Source organism: Rhodococcus sp. IEGM1339 (assembly GCF_050321925.1).
GTDB lineage: Bacteria > Actinomycetota > Actinomycetes > Mycobacteriales > Mycobacteriaceae > Rhodococcus > Rhodococcus pyridinivorans.
In genome coordinates this window covers 112,642-133,344 of the sequence record NZ_JBNQFT010000002.1, presented here as the reverse complement: position 1 = coordinate 133,344, position 20,703 = coordinate 112,642, and the positions used below count along the sequence as shown (strand labels likewise).

The 20,703-nt window shown below is 70.1% G+C and carries 6 protein-coding genes; 2 read left to right on the top strand and 4 right to left on the bottom strand.

Features of this window, described 5'->3' with window-relative positions:
• Positions 1-10: 10 nt before the first annotated feature.
• The 4 genes from ACQR3U_RS03285 to ACQR3U_RS03270 all read right to left on the bottom strand — a co-directional run bounded on the left by ACQR3U_RS03285 (position 11) and on the right by ACQR3U_RS03270 (position 18,573).
• Positions 11-232 carry a phosphopantetheine-binding protein gene (locus ACQR3U_RS03285; protein ID WP_006551840.1) on the bottom strand — a complete coding sequence of 74 codons (222 nt, stop codon included), beginning with the start codon at positions 230-232 and terminating at the stop codon, positions 11-13.
• Positions 154-9,531 carry a non-ribosomal peptide synthetase gene (locus ACQR3U_RS03280; RefSeq protein WP_230809694.1) on the bottom strand — a complete coding sequence of 3,126 codons (9,378 nt, stop codon included), beginning with the start codon at positions 9,529-9,531 and terminating at the stop codon, positions 154-156. Before ACQR3U_RS03280 ends, ACQR3U_RS03285 begins: the two co-directional genes overlap by 79 nt.
• 110 nt (positions 9,532-9,641) lie before the next feature.
• A complete protein-coding gene (locus ACQR3U_RS03275) occupies positions 9,642-10,670 on the bottom strand; it encodes an ABC transporter substrate-binding protein (protein ID WP_230809693.1) in 1,029 nt (342 codons plus the stop codon).
• A gap of 94 nt (positions 10,671-10,764) precedes the next feature.
• Positions 10,765-18,573 (bottom strand): non-ribosomal peptide synthetase, encoded by a 7,809-nt coding sequence (locus ACQR3U_RS03270; RefSeq protein WP_230809692.1) that lies wholly within the window; start codon positions 18,571-18,573, stop codon positions 10,765-10,767.
• A 178-nt stretch (positions 18,574-18,751) separates the two neighbouring features.
• Here ACQR3U_RS03270 and ACQR3U_RS03265 point away from each other — a divergent pair, with 178 nt between their 5' ends.
• Both ACQR3U_RS03265 and ACQR3U_RS03260 read left to right on the top strand, forming a co-directional pair.
• On the top strand, positions 18,752-19,894 hold the full coding sequence (locus ACQR3U_RS03265) for an isochorismate synthase (RefSeq protein WP_033096844.1): 1,143 nt from the start codon (positions 18,752-18,754) through the stop codon (positions 19,892-19,894).
• A complete protein-coding gene (locus ACQR3U_RS03260) occupies positions 19,891-20,673 on the top strand; it encodes a 2,3-dihydro-2,3-dihydroxybenzoate dehydrogenase (protein WP_230809691.1) in 783 nt (260 codons plus the stop codon). Before ACQR3U_RS03265 ends, ACQR3U_RS03260 begins: the two co-directional genes overlap by 4 nt.
• Positions 20,674-20,703: the final 30 nt, after the last annotated feature.

The following is a 20,703-nucleotide window of genomic DNA, read 5'->3' as shown; positions in this document are numbered from 1 at the left end:
GATCACCCGCTCATCCGCGGGTGAGCAGCGCGATCCACTGCTCGAGGTCGGGGGCGGAGGCGAGGTCCACGAAGTCGACCTCGACGCCGGCGCTACGCCACTGTTCCACGAGGGCCATCAGCCGGACGGAGTCGAGTCCCTGGTCGACGAGGCTCACCGAGGGGTCGAGTTCGTCGACGTCGATGTCCAGGATCCGGGCGGTGTCGGCGAGGACGGTAGTGCGATCGAGCATGGTGTTCTCCTTGTTTCGATGTGTGCAGGCGCTGTGCCCTGGTAAGCGGTGCCGGTGAGTTCTTTCGCGGCGACGACGACCTGCACCGTCTCCTGCCAGATCCGCGCGATCTCGGCGAGCGTGTCCGCGTCGACCACGTCCGCTGCGGCGGCGAACTCGCATTCCAGAACCGCGCCGTCCGGGGTGTCCTCGGTGATGGCGTCCACCTGCAGGACGTGGTCGAGCGGCATGTCCGGATCCACCGAACCTCCGATCGCAGCGGCGCCCGGTGCACCCGACCACGGGCTGCCCGACGCCTCGCCGAGCGTGAGCCGACCGAGGTAGTTGAAGACGACGGCCGGCGGCACGTACCGGGCGAAGCGGTCGCCGAAGTCCGGGTTCAGTCGACGCAGCAGGCCGAAGCCGATGCCGTTGTCGGGTCGTTCCCGCGACGCGCGGGCCACCGCACGCAGCACCGCGCCCGCGGCGTCGGTGTCCCGGGACGCGGACGCCACGTCGATCTCCGCCAGATCCACCGTCACCGGATACATCGACGTGAACCAGCCGACCGTGCGCGACAGGTCGGCACCGGGGACCACCTGCTCCTCCCGGCCGTGTCCCTCGAGGTCGATGCGGACCTGGTCGCCACCCCGGACCGACGCCACCGCGACGGCGAGGGCCGAGAGCAGGATGTCGTCGACGACGTTCGCGGCCAGGACCCGCTCGGTGACGTCGACGGGCAGCTGCACGCGGGTCGACCGGGTCGAGAGGACGGTGTCGCGTGCCGGGTCGAGCGGGCGCGAACCGAGCATCGGTTCGTCGGCGTCGACGGCACGCTGCCAGGCCGACCACGACGCGGTGATCCGCTCCGAGCGTGCCGCTTTCGCGAGTTCGTCCGCCCACACCCGGAAGGGTGTGCCGCTCGACGACAGGGTCACCGTCTCCCCGCGTTCGGCCTGTTCGACGGCGTCGGCGAGGTCGGGGACGAGGATCCGCCACGACACGCCGTCCACCACGAGGTGGTTCACGACGATCAGGACGCGTCCGGCCTGCTGCGGCCCGAAGTCGAACCACGCGATCTGCACCATCGTCCCGTTCTCGGGATCGAGTGCGGCGTACGCGTTCTCACGCTCCTCGTCGAACAACTCGTCCCAGTCCCGGCCCGTGGCGTCGACGCGCCGCACGGCTGCGGTGAGGTCGGGAACGGTTTCGGGGACCGTCCACGACGGTCGGCCTTCGTCGTCGACACGGAAGGTCGAGCGCAGCATCGGATGGGCGGCCACGAGTGCCTCGACCGCGGTACGCAGGGTGTCGAGCGTGAGCCCGACCGGCGCGACGAGCAGTCGCGCCTGCGAGAACCGGGACAACCCCGTCCACTGATCGAGGGTGTCCCACACGATCGGCGTGACGGTCACCTCGCCTGCCACGTCGCCGACGGCTGCCGGACGGGTCTGTCCGCCGCCACTGTCGATCGCGGCCGCGAGTGCCTCGACGGTGCGCAGTTCGATCACCTGACGCGTGGTGATCCACAGCCCGGCCGCCCGGACCTTCGACACGAGCTGGATCGAAACGATCGAGTCGCCACCGAGGGAGAAGAAATCGTCGTCGATCCCCACCCGTTCGAGTCCGAGCACGTCCGCGACGAGTCCCGCCAGGACCCGCTCGGTGTCGGTACGCGGTGCACGCGCCCCGACCAGCGACGAGAAGTCCGGCTCGGGCAACGCCTTCCGGTCGACCTTGCCGTTGGCAGTGACGGGGAAGGCGTCGAGTACGAGCACCACGGCGGGCACCATGTAGTCGGGCAGACGCTCGGCAACGGCGGCACGGACGACCGCCGGATCGACGGCACCGTCCGGGGTCACGTAGCCGACCAGACGCGTCACTCCACGACTGTCGGTGTGCGCGTCCACGACCGCGTCCCGCACCCCGCGCACCGCGGTCAGCGCGGCCTCCACCTCACCGAGTTCGACCCGGAAGCCGCGGATCTTGACCTGATCGTCGCCGCGGCCGAGGAATTCGAGCACGGGCCGGCCGTCGGCACCACGCACCCGCCGGACGAGGTCGCCGGTGCGGTACATACGGGTGCCGTCGTCGGCGAAAGGATTCGGCACGAACCGCACCGTCGTGAGGTCGGGTCGGCCGAGATATCCGCGGGCGACACCGGCACCGGAGACGTACAGTTCGCCGACCACACCCATCGGGACGGGCCGGAGCATCGCGTCGAGGACGTACGCGCCGGCGCCGTGCACGGCCCGGCCGAGGCACGGTGTGTCGGCGTCGGTGACGGCCCCGATGAGAGAGTCCACGGTGCATTCGGTCGGTCCGTAGAGGTTGAAGGCGCGCCCGTCGGTCAGCTCCCGCAGTCGCTGCCACGACGCCGGATTGACTGCCTCGCCACCGAATCCGACGGAGGCGGGGCGGTGTCCGCTCTCGTACAGTCCGGCAGCGAGCATGCGGTCGAGGAAGGACGGGGTGACCTCGAGGAAGTCGAGTTCGTGCTCGAGCGTGTATGCGACCATCCGTTCGGGATCACGCATGGTGTCCTCGTCGAAGACGTGCACCGTGTGTCCGTCGAGCAACCACAGGGTCGGCTGCCACGAGGCGTCGAAACCGAACGACCACGCGTGCCCGACGCCGACGGAATCGCGTCCGGACGCCGCTACGGTCGGGACGTAGAGATCCGCGCGGTGGCTCTCGAACAGGTTGAGCAGGTTCGCGTGCGTGACCGCGACACCCTTCGGCAGTCCGGTCGAACCGGAGGTGTAGATGACGTACACGCCGTTGTGCGGGCGCAGCGCACCGCGGCGGTCGGCATTCGTCAGTGGGGCGGTGGAGAATTCGCCGAGTTGCAGGTCGGGGTCGTCGAGCACCACGATCCTCGTGTCGCCTGCGATGGGGACGATACCGTCGAGAACCGAGGCGACCGTGACGATCACCTGTGGTCGAGAGTCGGAAACCATGTGCGCCAGTCGATCCTGCGGATAGGACGGGTCCATCGGCACGTACACGCCACCCGACGAGATCGCCGCCGCGATCGCGACGACCATGTGCTCGGACCGCGGCAGCGCGAGTCCCACGACCGTCTCCGGTCCGACTCCGGCGTCGACGAGGAGCCGCGCGAGTCGCGCGGAGCGCCCGCCCAGTTCCGCGAACGACAGTGTCGTGCCGTCGGCGACCACCGCAGGTGCGTGCGGGGTGCGGGCGATCTGCCGCGCCAGGAGATCGGCGACGGTCGCCGCTCCGCTCGACGGGGCCGCGGCGGTCGTCGACCGGTCGCTGCGCAGACCGGCCCGCTCAGCGGTCGTGAGCACATCGAGTTGCGCCACGGTGCCGGGGTTCTCGGCGACGAGCTGGTCGAGGATGCGGACGAGGCGCTCCCCCAGTGCGGTGGCGTCGTCCTCGGTGAACAGATCGGTCCGGTACTCGAGGCCGAGGTGCAGTTCGTCCTCCAGTCCCGCGACCAGCACGAGCGGGAAGTTCGTGGCGTCCGAACCCCCGACCGACCCGACCCGCACGCCGCCGTCCCGTTGCGCCGCGTCGAGGGCGTCGCGGTCGACGGGGTAGTTCTCGAAGACGAGGAGGGTATCGAACAGTTCGCCGATCCCGACGGCACGTTGGATGTCGGCGAGACCGACGTACTGGTGGTCCATCACGCGGTTCTGGGTGCCGTGCGTGCGAGTGACGAGATCGGTGATCGACTCCCCCGCCTGCGTGCGGACGCGTACCGGGACGGTGTTGATGAACAGGCCGATCATCGATTCCACGCCCGGCACGTCGGGGACGCGCCCGGAGACGATCGCACCGAAGACGACATCGGTTCTGCCGGTGAGCGACCCGACGAGAAGGCCCCAGGCGGTCTGCACGAGTCCGTTGACCGTGACGCCCTGTGCGCGGCTCGCTTCGACGAGCCGCCGCGACAGCCCGTCGGGCACGGCGACCGTCAGTTCGGCGGGAAACTGCGGTCGCAGCGCCGTACCGGACGGTGTGACGAGGGTGGGTTCGTCCACGCCGTCGAGCAACTCGCGCCACACTTCGACACCGGCCGCGACGTCCTGTTCGCCGAGCCAGTCGAGGTAGTCGGAGAACGGCACGACCGGCGCGAGTCCGGCGGCGGAACCCCCGGCGGCGTAGATCTGCAGGAGTTCCTGCACGAGCAGCGGGGTGGACCAACCGTCGGAGACGAGGTGGTGCATCGTGAACAGCAGTCGCGCACGCGTCGGTCCCGCGACCACCAGCGTGAAGCGCACCAGGGGTGCGGCCGCGAGATCGAATCTGCGGGTGCGGTCGGCGGCGAGCAGTTCCGCCACCCGCGTGTCGAGTTCGCCGGGCTCGACGGTCCCGAGATCGACGACCTCCCAGTGCGGTTCGGCGGTACGACGGACGACACCGATCGGTTCGCCCGCTGCGCCGAGTCGATAGCCGGTGCGCAGAACGGCGTGCCGGTCGACGAGTGCACGCACCGAGCGCTGCATCGTGCCGGCGTCGACGCGGCCGTCGAGGGCGAGGTCGGTCTGCATCGTGTAGACATCGACACCCTCGGCGACACTGCCCGATCCCGACGGCTCGTCCAGTCCGGCCAGGAAGTACATGCCGCGCTGCAGGGGTGTCAGCGGCACGACGTCCTCGATGCCGTCCGGATTCTCGGCGTGCAGTGCGAGCACCTCGTCGACGGACAACCCGGACGCCGTGAGCACCGACGGCACGGGGACGCCCACGGCACCGCCGGAGACCGTGTCGGTGAGAAGGTGCAGTGCCGCGAGCCAGCGCTGCCCGATCCGGCGGGCCCGATCGGCGTCGAGAGCACCGGTGGCGTAGGTGAACACCGCCGAGAGAGCGGGTCCGTCCGGTCCGTCCTCCGTGATCGCGTTGACCTCGAGGACGTGGTCGAGGGGCATGGCCGGATCGACGGAACCACCGAGCGCGGCCGCCTCGGGTGCGGCCGACCACGCGGAGTCGGCGGTATCGCCGAGAGTCATCCGGCCGAGGTAGTTGAACATCACCTCCGGGGTCCGGTAGCCATCGAAGCGGTCACGGTCGTCGCCGAGGAAACGCAGGAGACCGAAGGAGATTCCGTTGTCGGGAATGCGTTTCAGCGATTCGGTCGCGTGGGCGACGGCCCGGAGCGGAGCACCGCCGTCGAGTGCACGGTCTCCGCCGAGTTCGACCGTCACGGGGTACAGGGAGGTGAACCACCCGACGGTACGCGACAGGTCGGCACCAGGCACGATCTGTTCCTCGCGTCCGTGATTCTCGAGATGCACTCGCAGGGCGGATCCGCCGCAGACGTCGGTGACGGCGAGTGCGAGGGCCGCGAGCAGCACATCGCCGGTGCCGATACCGAGGGCGGACGGCACCGTGGTGAGGATGCGTTCGGTGACGTCGACCGGTACGTCGATCTCGACGGACGCCGAGGTCGACACGATGTCGCGCTGCGGGTCCAGGGCGCGGCTTCCCACCGCGGGCGAACTCTCGGCGGCGAGGGCGGATTCCCAGAGCGGCCACGATCCGGTGATCCGCTCGGACGAGGCCGCTTCGACGAGCGATTCCGCCCACTCCCGGAAGGACGTCCCGGTGTCCTCCGGCGCTGGCGTCTCCCCGCGGGTGGCCGCGGAGACGGCACCGGCGAGGTCGGGCACCAGGATCCGCCACGACACGCCGTCGACGACGAGGTGGTGCGCGACGACGACGATCCGTCCGGCCTGCTGCGGTCCCGGGTCGAGGAAAACCACGCGGAGCATCACCCCGGCTTCGGGGTCGAGTGCGTCGACAGCCTCCGCCGACGCTTCGACGATGAGGTCGTTCCACGAAATTTGTTCCGTGGTCGAGTGATCCACTCGCCGGACGAGCGTCGCGGCCTCCGGGATGTCCTCGGGCACGATCCATGTCGCACCGCGACGAGTACGCCCCGACGGTTCCGAGTCGCCGACGGTGAACCGCGAGCGCAGCATGGGGTGGGCCGCGAGCAGCGACCGCACACCCGTGACCAGATCCATCTCCCGCAGGCCGACGGGGGCGACGAGCGTCCGGGACTGGGTGAATCGGCGCAGCGAGTCGAACGATCCGGACGCGAGGGATTCGTGCACGATCGGCGTGACGGGCACCGGGCCGGTCGCCGCCGTCCGGCCTCGCCGGGGTTCCTCGGCGGGTGCCTCGCACGCTGTGGCGAGTGCGGCTGCGGTGCGCAGTTCGAAGACCTGACGGGCGGTCACGCGCAGGCCGGCCGCGCGTAGACGCGACACGAGTTGGATGGAGACGATCGAATCGCCCCCGAGGGTGAAGAAGTCGTCGTGGACACCCACGCGGTCGAGGCCGAGGACGTCGGCGACGGTGGCGCACAGCGTCCGCTCTGTCTCGGTGCGCGGTTCGCCGGCACCCGCCAGGGACGAGAAGTCCGGTTCGGGCAACGCCTTCCGGTCGATTTTGCCGTTGGCCGTAATCGGAAGGACGGGAAGAGTGACGAGCACCGCCGGGACCATGTAGTCGGGCAACCGGTCGGCGAGCGCGGCCCGCACCTCAGCGGTGTCGGGTCCGTCGCCGACGATGTACCCGACGAGGCGGGTGGTTCCCCGGTGGTCGGTGTGTGCGACCACCACGGCGTTCCGCACGGCCGGATGCGCGGTGAGCGCGGTCTCGATCTCGCCGGGTTCCACTCGGAATCCGCGGATCTTGACCTGGTCGTCGTCGCGGCCGACGTATTCGAGTGTGCCGTCGTCCGTCCAGCGCACGACATCACCCGTGCGGTACATGCGGGCACCCGCGGACCCGCAGGGATCGGCGACGAAGCGTGCCGAGGTCAGGTCGTGGCGGCCGAGATAGCCACGGGTGACACCGTTTCCGGAGACGTACAGTTCACCGGCCACTCCGATGGGCACGGGACGCAGCCAGTGGTCCAGGACCCGCACGCTCGTCCCGGGAGTGGGACCGCCGATCGTCACGGTGTCCCCCGCGATGTGCGCGGAAGTCGCGTCGACGGTGCATTCAGTGGGTCCGTAGCAGTTCGTCGCCACCACGTCGCTCGCGGCGAGTCGCTGCCACAGCGCGGTGCTCACCGCTTCGCCGCCCACGGTGACGATCGCGGGAACGTGCCCACCCGGTTCGAGGAGACCGGCGTCGAGCAGGCGGTTCATGAGCACGGGCACGGTGTCGACGTAGTCGATGCCGTGGGTGCGCACGTAGTCGACGATGCGGTCGACGTCGGCACGGTTGTCGTCGGGAAGCACATGCAGCACATGGCCTTCGAAGAGCCAGGTGAGCGCGGCGACCGCCGAGTCGAAGGCGAACGGGTAGGTGAGCAGGACGTGCCACTGCCCGTCGCGCGGCGCACGACCGGCGGCGTGCATGGGCCCGGCGGCCTGTGCGGCGTGCAGGTCGGCGAGATTGGAGTGCGAGACGGCCACGCCCTTCGGCAGACCCGTGGAGCCGGAGGTGTAGACGACGTAGGCCAGATGATCCGGGCGGAGCGGAGCGCGCCGGTCCGCGTCCGTGAGCGGAGCCGACGACAGCGCCGACAGTGTGGACTCGACATCCGGGTCGTCGAGGACCAGCGCGTCGACCCCGTCGAGCACCTCACCGAGACCCGCGCGCACGGCCTCGGTGGTGATCACCAGACGCGGTGCGGCATCGGTGATCATGTGCTTCAACCGGTCGGCGGGATAGGACGGGTCGAGCGGCAGATAGGCGCCTCCGGCGGTGAGGACGGCAACGATCGCGTCGACCATGGCGCCGGTCCGGGAAAGCGCGAGACCGACCCGGTCGTCGGGTCGCACGCCGCGGTCGACGAGCAACCTCGCCAGTCGCGCCGAGGCCGCGCCGAGTTCACCGAACGACGATTCCTGCTCACCGCACACCACTGCGGGTCGGTCGGTGCCGGTGGTGAACCGGTGCGCGAGCAGGTCGGCGACGGTGCCGCTCGACGGTGCCGCGGGTGCGGTGGACCAGGTGCCCAGTACACGTTCCCGTTCCGAGGACGGCAGGATGTCGAGGTCGGCGACAGGCGCATCGGGCCGGGCACACAGGGCCTCGAGGATCGCGACGAGGCGGGCGCCCAGGGCGGCGGCCTCGTCCGCGTCGATCAGCGACGGGCGGTGGTCGAGCTTGACGACGAGCCGATCGGACATGCCGGCCGTGAGGACCAGCGGATAGTTGGTGGCGTCGCGTCCGTCGACGCCGGTGATCGTCACTCCCCCGGCGCGTTGCGCTCGCTCGAGGGCGTCGCGGTCGACGGGATAACTCTCGAAGACGGTGAGGGTGTCGAACAGTTCACCGATCCCGACGGCGCGCTGCACCTCGGACAGGCCCAGGTACTGGTGATCGACGGTGCGCGACTGCTCGAGCTGTACGCGTCGCAACAGTTCGGTGACGGTCGCGGCGGGATCGAGCCGCACCCGCACCGGAACGGTGTTGATGAACAGCCCGATCATCGATTCCACACCGACGAGTTCCGGAGGGCGGCCCGAGACCGTCGCGCCGAAGACGATGTCGTCGCGGCCGAGCAGACCGGACAGGAGCATCGCCCACGCGGTCTGCAGCACCGTGTTGAGCGTGACGCCGCTCGCGCGGGTGAGCTCCGCGAGCTTCGCGCCGAGCCCGTCGGGGACCGGAACGTCGAGTTCGCCGCAGCGTTCCGACGAGCGGGTCGCGCCCGGCGGTGCCACGAGCGACGGCTCGCTCACACCGTCGAGCGCCTCCTGCCACAGCGACCGGGCGGCCTCGCGGTCCTGGCGCCCGAGCCACGCGAGGTAGTCGCGGTAGGGGCGCACGGACGGCAGGCCCGACGCCGATCCCCCGGCGGCGTAGATTTCGAGCAGCTCGCGCACGATGATCGGGGACGACCAGCCGTCGACGACGATGTGGTGGGCGGTGAGCAGCAGGCGCACCTCGTCGGCGCCGAACCGCACGAAGGTCCAGCGAACGAGCGGCGGTTGCGTCAGGTCGAACCAGTCGTGCAGGTCGTCCTCGACGATCTGCTCGAGCCGGCGTTCCGCCTCGGCGCGTTCGAGACCGGACAGATCCTCGCTGCGCCAGGGATTCTCCACGCCCGACACGACGAGACCGGCCGTACGGCCGTCCTTACGGGGACGGAAGCACGTGCGCAGCGCCGGATGACGGTCGAGCAGCGCCTGCGCGGAGGCCGCCATCCGCTCCTCGTCGACCGCCCCCGAGAGTCGCACCACCGATTGCACCGTGTAGGCGTCGGGATCGGCCCCAGCCGTGTCGTCGGATGTCGAGCCGGTCGGCGCCGCAACGGTACTCAGGTAGAGCAAGCCCTGTTGCAGCGGCGAGAGCGGAACGATGTCTTCGAGCGCAGTGGAACGGGTCATCTGTCGCTTTCGGTATGGACGGTCATTTCGGGCACGGACGACGAACGGCCCCCGCGCCGGGACGTCGGGGGCCGTTCGGTCGGTGGTGCGGGGCGGGCCCGCAACAGCGACTACTCCTGGCTCTGGTTGGCCGGAAGTTTCGCCAACTCGGCATCGATGGAATCGAGTGCCAGCAGAGCGGTTTCGTAGGTCGCTGCACTGGAGTGCTTGACGGCGACGAGGTTGCCGGCCTTCACGGCGGGAAGATCCTGCCACAGCGGGGAGGCGAACAGTGCCTCCAGCTCGGGCGGCAACGAACCGTCGGCCTCGACACCGTAGACGATCACGTCGGCCTCGCCGAGGTTCTCGGGCAACTGCTCGACCGACAGGTACTCGGCGTGAACTCCCTCGGGATCGGTCGGCTCACCGAAGAAGTCGAACCCGAGATCGTCGAACAGGTTGGTGGTGTACGACGAGGCGTATTCGCGGGAGAACTCACCGGGCTCGGTACCGCACACACCGCAGACGCCGGCGAACTTCAGGCCCCCGAGCGAGTCGGCGTACTTGTCGGCGATCTCGGCAGCGCGAGCCTCGTACTCCTCCTTGAACTCCCCGTAGGAGTCGCTGACGTTCGCGGCATCGGCGTACTGCTCACCGAGTTCGCGCCACTCGCCCGGAACCGTGAGCCCGACGAAGACCACCGGGGCGAGCGCCTCGAGCTTGGCCACGTCGACCTGCTCCTGCACGCGGGCCGGGACGCCCATGATGATGAGGTCGGGATCTGCGGCGGTGACTGCCTCGTAGTTGAGCTCCGAGACGGCGCCGTCGGGAGCGACCTTCGGCAGCGCCTCGTAGGCGGCCAGGGTCTCCTCGTCCATGTTGTCGAGCTCGCGGCTCCACTCGCATACGGCGGCGAGGTTCGCGCCGGCCTGGATGAGCGGGAGGGTTGCGTAGCCGCAGGACACGATCCGCTGGGGGTCGGCCGGGATCTCGATGCTGCCGTTCTGCGCTTCGAAGGTGCGCGTCGCGGCGGAGTCGGTGCCGCTCTCCGCGCTGCTGCTGTCGCCGTCGCTCGAACATCCCACAAGTCCGACGGCCAGCAGGGCTGCCGCGCCGAGCGCCGCGGCGCCCCGCGCGCGCTTGCGTTCCAGAACGCGCATCGTTGTTCTCCCAGAGTCTCCCGCCGGGGCGCGTTGCCCCGGTCATGATTGGTTAGGCTAACCGAAAGAGACCGCCTCGCCAAGCGCTCCGTCCTCAGCCGAATTCGAGCGCGAAATCGTCGATCTCCGACTGGTCGAGGTCGTCGAGCGTGAGGTCGGACGGTGTGAACCCGCCCGCGTCCTCGTCCGACGCGTGCCCGGCGAGCGCACGCAGCGCCGCGATCCACTCGTCGGCCAACGCCGACACTCTCTCCGCAGGAACGAGATCGGGGCTGTACCCGAACGTCCCGCGAAGCACCGGCTCGGCACCGGAATCGTCGGTGAGCACACCGATCTCGACGGCGTGCGCCACGGGCATGTCGGCTTCGGTGGCCCCACCGAGCGCCGAACCCTCCGGAGCACCGGCCCACGCCTGCCCTTCGGTCTCGCCCAGCGTGAACCGGCCGAGATAGTTGAATCCGATGTCCACAGCGCCGACGCTCGCGAGTTCCGGGCCGCCCACTGGGTCGAGATGCCGCAGCATCCCGAATCCGATTCCACTGTCCGGGATCTCCCGCAGCTGTTCCTTCACGCGTTTCAGAGCGTCACCCGCGCTCGCTCCGCCGGCATACGCGTCGGCGACATCGAGTCCCGCGACGTCCAGGCGCACCGGATAGAGCGTGGTGAACCACCCCACCGTGCGCGACAGATCCGCCCCCGGAACGGCCTGTTCCTCACGGCCGTGCCCTTCGAGGTCGACCGCGACCGCCCCTTCGCCGCACACCCGCGCGGACGCCAGCGCCAATGCTGTGAGCAGGACGTCCTCGACACCGGTGTGGAACCGCTCGGGAACGGTGGTGAGCAGCGCGTCGGTGAGCTCGGAAGGAACCTCGACCTGCACCCTCGCGGTTTCTGCCATGGTGTGCCGCGTGGGATCCGGATCACCGGACGCCAGACGCACGCGTCCCGCCGGGGCGAGGATGCGCCGCCACAACGACAATTCGGATCTGCGCGCCGGCACTCCGTCGAGCAGTCCCCGCGCCCAGCGGCGCAGCGACGTGCCTGCGCGCACCGGGGCGACACCGTCGACCGCACCGGCGAGATCGGGCACCAGGATGCGCCACGACACACCGTCGACGACGAGGTGGTGCACCGCGACGAACACCCGTCCCGGCGCGTCGGGACCGGCGTCGAAGAAGATCACGCGCACGAGCGCGCCGGCGGCGGGATCGAGTTCGGCATAGGCGATCCCGGTCGCGGCGACGATCGCCTCCTGCAGGTCGACCGAGTCCGAGACGTCCACGCGGGTCACGACATCGGCGGCGTCGACGGAACCGACCGGGCGGACGTCGAGCACTCGTGCCTGCGGATCGAAGACGGCCCGCAACGCGTCGTGCGTGTCGAGCAGGGCCTGGACGCCGTCGGTCAGCCGGTCGAGCGTCAGCCCTGCGGGCGCGAGGAGCAGCCGCGACTGCGCGTAGCGGGCGTACGGTCCACCACGGTCGAGCATGTCGTGGACGATCGGAGTCGCCGGGACGTCCCCGAGTGCCGACTCGACGTCGACCGTCCCGGGCCCGTCCTCGATCTCCGCGACGCGGGCGAGTCCCGCCGGGCTGCGGTGTTCGAAGACGTGCCGCGCGGTGAACCGGATCCCGGCGGCGCGCGCCGCGGACACCAGCTGGATGGACACGATCGAATCGCCACCGAGAGCGAAGAAGTCGTCGTCGGGGCCCACGGCATCGAGTCCGAGCACCGACGCCGTCAGCTCGCACAGGCGTTGTTCGAGTTCGTCCGCCGGCAGGCGACTCTCGGTGGCCGGCGTGAAGACCGGCTCGGGAAGTGCTCTGCGGTCGATCTTTCCGTTGCGGGTGACCGGGAGCTCGTCGAGCACGACCGTGACGGCGGGGACCATGTGGTCGGGCAGCCGGTCGGCGACGTACATCCGGAGGGTGTCGGGGTCCGTCGTTCCGGCCGCGTAGGCGACGAGCCGCTTTCGACCCGGTTCGTCCTCGCGGACCACGACCGCCGCGGCACTCACCGCGGGATGGCCGCCGAGCACGGTCTCGATCTCACCGAGTTCGATGCGGAAGCCGCGGATCTTCACCTGGTCGTCGGTGCGGCCGAGGTAGTCGAGCACCGGGCCGTCGGTGCCGGAGATCCTCCAGCGCACCAGATCGCCGGTGCGGTACAGGCGCTCGCCGCCGGTGCCGAAGGGGTCGGCCACGAACCGTCCCGCGGTCTGCGCGCTCCGGCCGAGATAGCCGCGGGTGACGTGCGGGCCGCCGACGTACAGTTCGCCGGGCACGCCCGGGGGCACCTGCCGCAGGTGCGCGTCGAGGACGTACACCCGGCCGCCGTGGATCGGCGTTCCGATGTTCGGGGTGCTGCCCGGGGTGAGTACGACGCCGGTCGCGTCGACGGTGCATTCCGTCGGACCGTACATGTTGCTCACGCGCACATCGGTTTCCGCAGCGAGCTGCGACCACAGCTCACCCGGTACCGCCTCGCCGCCGAGCACCATGGACTCGGGACGGTGCGGCGCGGCGGGGTCGAGGAGCCCCTCGGTGAGCAGGCGACCGGCGAGCACCGGACCGCAATCGAGTGCGTCGATGCGGTGCCTCCGGACGTACCGGACGATCCCCTCGGCATCGGCCATGAGGTCCTCGGCGAGCACGTGCACGGTGTGGCCGCCCAGCATCGCGAGGAGAGGCTCGACGGACGAGTCGAACGCGAAGGTGTAGCTCAGCAGCACGGTGCGTCGGCGCGTCGCGGGATCGCCGACGGTACGGGTGCGCACCGTCTCCCACAGGTTCACGACACCGCGGTGCGGTACCACCACACCCTTCGGGGTGCCGGTGGATCCGGAGGTGTAGACGAGATAGGCGGTGGTGTCCGGGTGCACGACCGGCAGGTGCACATCCGGGCGGCGCGCATCCGGGCGGTGATCGGTGATCGAATCGACCGCGTCGGCATCGAGCACGACACCCACACCGGCGTCGCGGAGCATGTACTCGTTCCGCTCCGCCGGCTGTTCCGGGTCGAGCACCAGATAGGCCGCTCCCGACTTCCACACGCCGAGGATCGCTGCGACCAGCACGGATTCCCGCGGAAGACTCAGTCCCACGACGTTGTCGGGGCCGATCCCGTCGGCGACGAGGTGACGGGCGATCCGGTCGGACCACGCGTCGAGATCGCGGAAGGTCAGGCGACTCGACGGGGTGACCAGCGCGGCCTCGTCGCCGTAGCGCTCCACGGTGCGGGCGAACAGTGCGGGCAGGCTGCGGGTCGCCGAGCCGTCGGCGCTGCCACGGTGCGGGCCGGACGGGTCCGGGAGCGCGGTGGCATCACCGGCACGCAGCACCTCGCGCTCGGAGCCGGTGAGCAGATCGAGCTGCGAGAGCCTCGCGTCCGGATCGGCACATACCGCGGCGAACGCCCGCTCGACCCGCGCGGCGAAGGCCTCGGCGGACGACTCGTCGAACAGGTCGCGGGCGTACTCGACGCGCACGCACAGATCGCCGCCGGATTCCTCGATGACATCGAAGGTGAGGTCGAACATCGCGGTGTCGTTCGCGACGAACGAGGGTGTCGGCGTCAGCTCGTCGAATCCCGTGATGGCGGGCGGGCTCTGATACTGCACCATCACCTGGAACAGGGGGTGCCGGGCGGCGCTGCGCTCGGGGTTGAGGGTCTCCACGACGCGGTCGAACGGGACGTCCTGGTGCGAGTACGCCGCGACGTCGGTGTCCTTGATCCGGGCGAGCAGCTCCCGCACCGTGGGGTCGCCCGAGAGGTCGGTGCGCAGCACCACCATGTTGACGAAGAAGCCGACGAGGTCCTCGAGTTCGGGTGCGGGCCGTCCCGCGGTGGGCGATCCGAGCGGGATGTCCTCGCCCGCGCCGCTGTGCGACAGCGCGACCGCGACCGCCGCGTGCACCATCATGAACATCGTGGTGCCGGTCGTGCGCGCGGCCTCCCGGATCGTCGCTGCGCGGTCGGCGGGGATCCGGTGCTCGACACCGCCACCCGCGTAGGAGGCCACGGTCGGGCGCGGGCGGTCGGCGGGGAGGTCGAGTTCGGCCGGGAGACCGTCGAGCTCCTCGCGCCAGAACGCGAGTTGTCGTGCGGAGAGCGAGTTCTCGTCGTTCTGTTCGCCGAGCAGTTCGCGTTGCCAGATCGCGTAGTCGGCGTACTGCACGGGCAGCGGTGCAGGCTCGTGGGAGTCGCCACGGACGTGTGCGGAGTAGAAGGTGCCGAGATCGCGCAGCAGCAGCGGCGTGGACAGTTCGTCGCTCGCGATGTGGTGGGCGAGCACAAGCATCACGTGCTCGTCGGGCGCGATCGTGAACAACCGGATCCGCAACGGGATCTCGCGTTCGAGATCGAACGCGTGCCGGGCCTCGGAATGCAGGCGTCCGGTGAGCGCGTCGCGGTCGACGGCCTCGACCGCGAAGGGAACGGCAACCCCGGCAACTTCTTCCACTCCGCGCACCTGCTGCATCCCCACGCCGTCGCGTTCGACGAGAACGGTGCGCAGACTCTCGTGGCGCGCGAGCACGTCGGAGACCGCCTGCCGCAAAGCATCCGGGTCGACCGGTCCGTGCAGGTCCACCGTGATGGGGACGTTGTAGGTCGGACTGGGCCCTTCCATGCGGTACATGAACCACAGCCGCTGCTGCGCATACGACAGTGGTGCAAGGGACAGGGCCGCCGGATCGTTCTCACCGCGCGGGACGAGCGCCGGTCCGGCCGGAGCGGCGGTCGGGTGGTCTCCACAGTGCGCGGCGAGCGCGACGACCTGCGGATGATCGAAGACCGTCCGGATCGGCAACTCCACACCGAGCTCGTCACGGATGCGGGCGAGCAGTGTCGCGGCGCTGAGCGAGTGCCCGCCGAGGGCGAAGAAGTCGTCGTCCGCGCCCACCGTGTCGAGGCCTAGGATGTCGGCGTAGATCCGGCACAGTGCCCGTTCGGTCTCGGTCTCCGCGACGCGGGACGAGACCATCGACGAGAAGTCCGGTTCGGGCAGCGCCGTGCGGTCGAGCTTGCCGTTGGAGGTCAACGGCATCTCGTCGAGGACGACGAGGGCCGCGGGAACCATGTACCCGGGCAGGAACTCGGCGACGAGACGGCGGGCCTCGACCGGTTCGGGCACGTCTTGTCCGACGAGATAACCGACGAGCTGCGCGGTATCGGAGGGATCGGTGCGCACCACGGTCGCGGCGCGGGAGACACCGGGGATGCGCAGCAGAGCGGTGTCGACCTCGCCGAGTTCGATGCGGAATCCTCGGACCTTGACCTGGTTGTCGACCCGGCCGCGGTAGGCGAGGCGGCCGTCCTCGGTCCACTGGACGAGATCGCCGGTGCGGTACAGGCGGGCGTACGGACCGGAGGCGTCCGCCGAGTACGGATTCGCGACGAACCTCGTGGCGGTGAGGGCGGGTGCGTCGAGATATCCCCGGACCACGCCCGGTCCGGCCACGTACAGCTCACCTTCGGTTCCGGCGGGCACGGGTGCGAGTCCCGCGTCGAGGACGTGGACGCGCAGGTTGGCGACGGGACGGCCGACGACCGGTGTCTCGGCGTCGGCGACCTCCGCGACGAGGACGTCTACGCTGCACTCGGTGGGGCCGTAGAAGTTGAAGGCCGCACCCCGGCGTTCGCGCAGGCGGCTCCACAACCGCTCGGAGACGGCGTCGCCGCCGAAACCGAGGGTGGGCACGGTGCCGTCCGGGAACAGGCCGTCGTCGACGAACTGCTCGAGCCGGCCCGGTGAGAACTCGACGAAATCCCATCCCTCGTCGAGGGCGCGGCGTGCGAGTGCCGCCGGGTCGCGCTGAGTCGCCTCGTCGACGATGTCGACGGTGTGCCCGGCGAGCATCCACAGCAACGGCTGCCACGACGCGTCGAATGCGAGCGACCAGGCCAGTCCGAGGCGGACGGATTCGCGGCCGGCCTCGCGGGCGGCACGGGTGAACACCTGGGCGCGGTGGCTGTGGAACAGGTTGACCAGCCCACGGTGGGGTACGACGACGCCCTTAGGTCTGCCGGTGGAGCCGGACGTATGGATCACGTAGGCGATCGAGTCGGGTGTCAGCGGGCCGCGCTCCGAGTCGTCGAGCGGAGCGTCGGACACGGCGTCGAGGTCGAGATCCTCGAGCACGACGCGCTTCGGCACCCCCGTCACCTCGGCGACCCGGTCGTCGGTCGTGTGGGTGGTGAGGATGCAGACGGGGTCGGTGGAGCCGAGGATGTGGGCGAGGCGTTCGAGGGGCTGATCGACGTCGAGCGGGACGTAGGCGGCGCCGGTCTCGAGGACGGCGTGGATCGCGATCAGCGCGTCGACGGTGCGGGGCAGCGCGAGGGCCACCCGCGCGTGCGGCCGGCCGAGATCGAAGCTCGAGACGAGGTGGCGGGCCAGGCGGTGCACCCGCGCGCCGAACTGCGCGTAGGTGAGCGTCACACGGGCGTCCGCCGCTGCCGGTGCGTCGGGGGCCGCCTCGATCCTCTCCCGCAGCAGGTCGACGAGGGTCAGGCCGGGGTCGAACGGGATGTCCGGGCTGTGGCTCCAGTCGTCGAGGATCGTCCGTCGCTCGGCGGCGGTCAGGACGGACACCTGCGCGAGCGGGGTGTGCAGATCCCGCTCGGCCACCGAACCGAACAGCATCTCCAGCCGCTCGGTGTGGATCGTCAGATCCGCCTCGCTGTAGACGTCGGCGTCGACGTCGACGAACACTTCGAGTCCGGCACTGCCGTCGAGGGGCCGCACGGTGACCATGAAGTCCTGCAGGGGTCCTCGGGCGACCGAGTGCACGGCCGCACGCACGTCGCCGAACCGGAGCGAGTCGCCGAACGGTTTGACGTTGACCGACGGGCCGATGACGCCGCGGGACCTGGTCGGTAGTCGCAGGTCGCGCTGTATGTCCTCGGTGCGGTAACGATAGTGGTTGCGGCACAGCGCCACTCCGTCGCGCACCTGCGCGACGAGCTCGACGAGCGTGGCCGATGCGGTCGGATTCAGGCGCAGCGGAACGACATTGACCGCGGTGATCGGCACCCGCAGTGCGGCGCTGCCGAGCCGGTTCATGACGGGGAAACCGAGTGTGAGGTCCTCGCGGCCGGTAACTCCGCGCAGGTAGGCGGCGACGAGCGCGGTGACCGCGTCACCCCAACTCGCGCCGACCTCCTTGCCGAGAGCCACCAGACCGCGCTGCCGGTCGGCGTCGAGGGTGAAGCGCGTGCCACGGGAGCGCCGCGCGATGCCACCCGGGCCGGGCCGCAGGGCGACCGCTTCGTCCACGCCGTCGAGGTACGCGTTCCAGAAGTCACGGTCTGCGTCGAAGTCGGCCGAGTCGCGATAGTCCGATTCTTCCCGTATCACCGATTCGACCGAATCGAACCGTGCGGCAGCAACTTCCGTACCGGCGACCGCGGCGCTGTAGCGCTCGGCGATGCGCCGGTTGAACAGCGAGAACCCGAAGGCGTCGAGGACGATGTGATGGGCACGCAGGTAGAGCAGGACGTGATCGTCGGCGAGTCGCAGGACCGCGGCCCGGACGCACGGATCCACCGACAGGTCGACGGGCCGCTCGAGGTCGCGCGCCATCCACTCGTGGGCCGCCTGCCAGGGGTCCGCCGCGGAGGTGAAGTCGACGGTCGGGGCGAGATCGAGTGTGCGCGCACCGGGAATCCGGACGACTGTACCGTCGGCGAGGGTCTCGAACCCCGCGACCAGCACCTCGGCCTCGGATGCCGCCTTGGAAACCGCTGTGACCAGCGCTTCCTCGTCGACCGCGCCTCGCAGTTCGATGCATTCCGAGGTGTTGAACAGCGGGTTGTCGGGGTTCAGTTGCTGGGCGAACCATACGCCCGACTGTGCGCGCGACAGAGCGAGCCGTGAGGCGTCCGGTCCGGCTAGGGGCACTGGAGATCCTCTTTCCTTCGATCGAAACGATTGGCTGGGAACGGAATCCGCTGATGTGCGCGCTGCGGCGCCGGAGGGCACAGTACCAAAGGTTAGGCTTACCGTATATGTTGCTCAGTGATCGTGTGTCCTGTGGCGCGGTCCTGCCAGCAGACCTCCTCAACCGGAAGGTACGAGAATGCAAGTGCCGGTCCTCGGCGCAACCGCTACCGACCGGGCCGAGCGGCCCGTCGCGCACCCGTTCGTCCTGTCCCGCCCGCACGGCACGGTGATCGCCGAAGGCGTGAGCGAACACTTCGACCGCGCGTCCGCCGCCGCCGACGCCCTGCGCACCGGACAGGTCGCCGCGATCGTCGGAGCACTGCCCTTCGCACCCGACGGTCCGGCCGCACTGACCGCTCCGAGCACACTCCATCACTCCCCCGCGCACTACGACGCACCGGCCGCCGACCTGCCCCCGATCACGATCACGGGCGCATTGCCGTCGGAAGGCGAGCACATCGATCGGGTCGAGACCGTACTGCGCCTGCTCCGCTCGGACGACAACGACCTTCTCAAGGTGGTCCTGGCCCGGGCACTCGCCCTGCGCGCCGACCGGCCCGTCACCCCGCACGACCTCCTCGTCGCTCTCACGCGAAACGATCCGCTGCACAACGGCTTCCTCGTCGACCTCACAGCAGCCGGTGGCGTGTGGACGGGACGTCACCTGGTTGGGTCGAGCCCGGAGGTGCTCGTGCGCCGTCGCGGAGATCGGGTCACCGCTCACCCCCTCGCCGGATCCGCACCGCGGCATTGCGACCCCGGGATCGATCGGGCGACGGCCGACAGGCTCGCCGGCTCCGCGAAGAACCTCGCCGAGCACGCGCACGTGATCGATGCGATCCGCGCCGCGCTCGAACCGTTGTGTGTCGACCTCGACATCCCCGAGCAGCCGACCGTGACGAGCACGCGCCAGCTGTGGCATCTCGGCACTCCCATCGAGGGTCGCCTGCACGATCCGGGTGTCACGGCCCTCGATCTCGCACTCGCGGTGCACCCCACCCCCGCGATCTGCGGCACGCCGACCGCGGCCGCCCGCGATCTGATCCTCGCGACCGAGGGTGACCGGGGCTTCTACGCCGGTGCCCTCGGATGGTGCGACGCCGCGGGCGACGGCGAATGGTTGGTCACGATCCGCTGCGCCGTCCTCGATGCCGACGGTGTCGGGCTCACGGCCTACGCCGGGGGCGGTATCGTCGCCGACTCCGACCCTGCCGACGAACTGGCCGAGACGACCGTCAAGTTCGGCACCGTCCTCGATGCACTGGGAGTACTCCGATGACCGAGGCCGCACCATCCCCCGTCACGCTCGTCGTCGGAGCCGCGCAGGGTATCGGCCGCGCGACCGCCGAGGCCCTGGCGCGTGCCGGTCACCGTCTCGTGCTCGCCGACCGCAAGGCCGAAGGACTGCGCAAGACTGTCGCGCTGCTCGGCGGCTCCGTCCCCACCTACCCCGTCGACATCCGCGACCACGACGCCGTCGCCTACCTCGTCGAGAACATCGAATCCGAGCACGGACCGATCGAGCATCTCGCGCACGTCGCAGGTGTCTTCACCACGGGCTCGGTGCTCGACTCCGATCCCGAGGACTGGCAGCACATGTACGACGTCAACGTCACCGGCCTGCTGTCGGTCCTGCGTTCGGTCGGACGGGCCATGCGGGAGCGGAGGTCGGGTTCGATCGTCGTCGTCGGATCGAACTCCGCGGGCGTGCCACGCATGGGCATGGGCGCCTACGGATCGTCCAAGGCCGCGTCCACGATGATCGTCCGGATCCTCGGACTCGAGCTGGCGCAATACGGGATCCGCGCCAACATCGTCGCGCCGGGTTCCACCGACACCGCCATGCAGCGCTCGCTGTGGGAGGACCCCAACGACGACGCCGGCGCACGCAGCGCCATCGAAGGTGACCTGTCGCAGTTCAAGGTCGGCATCCCCCTCGGCCGCATCGCCGAGCCCGCCGACATCGCCGAGGCCATCGAGTTCCTGCTGTCCGATCGTGCTCGTCACATCACCATGCAGGCGCTCTACATCGACGGCGGCGCCACCCTCCGCGCCTGACCGACAGACCTGCATCGACCCTGATCCCGA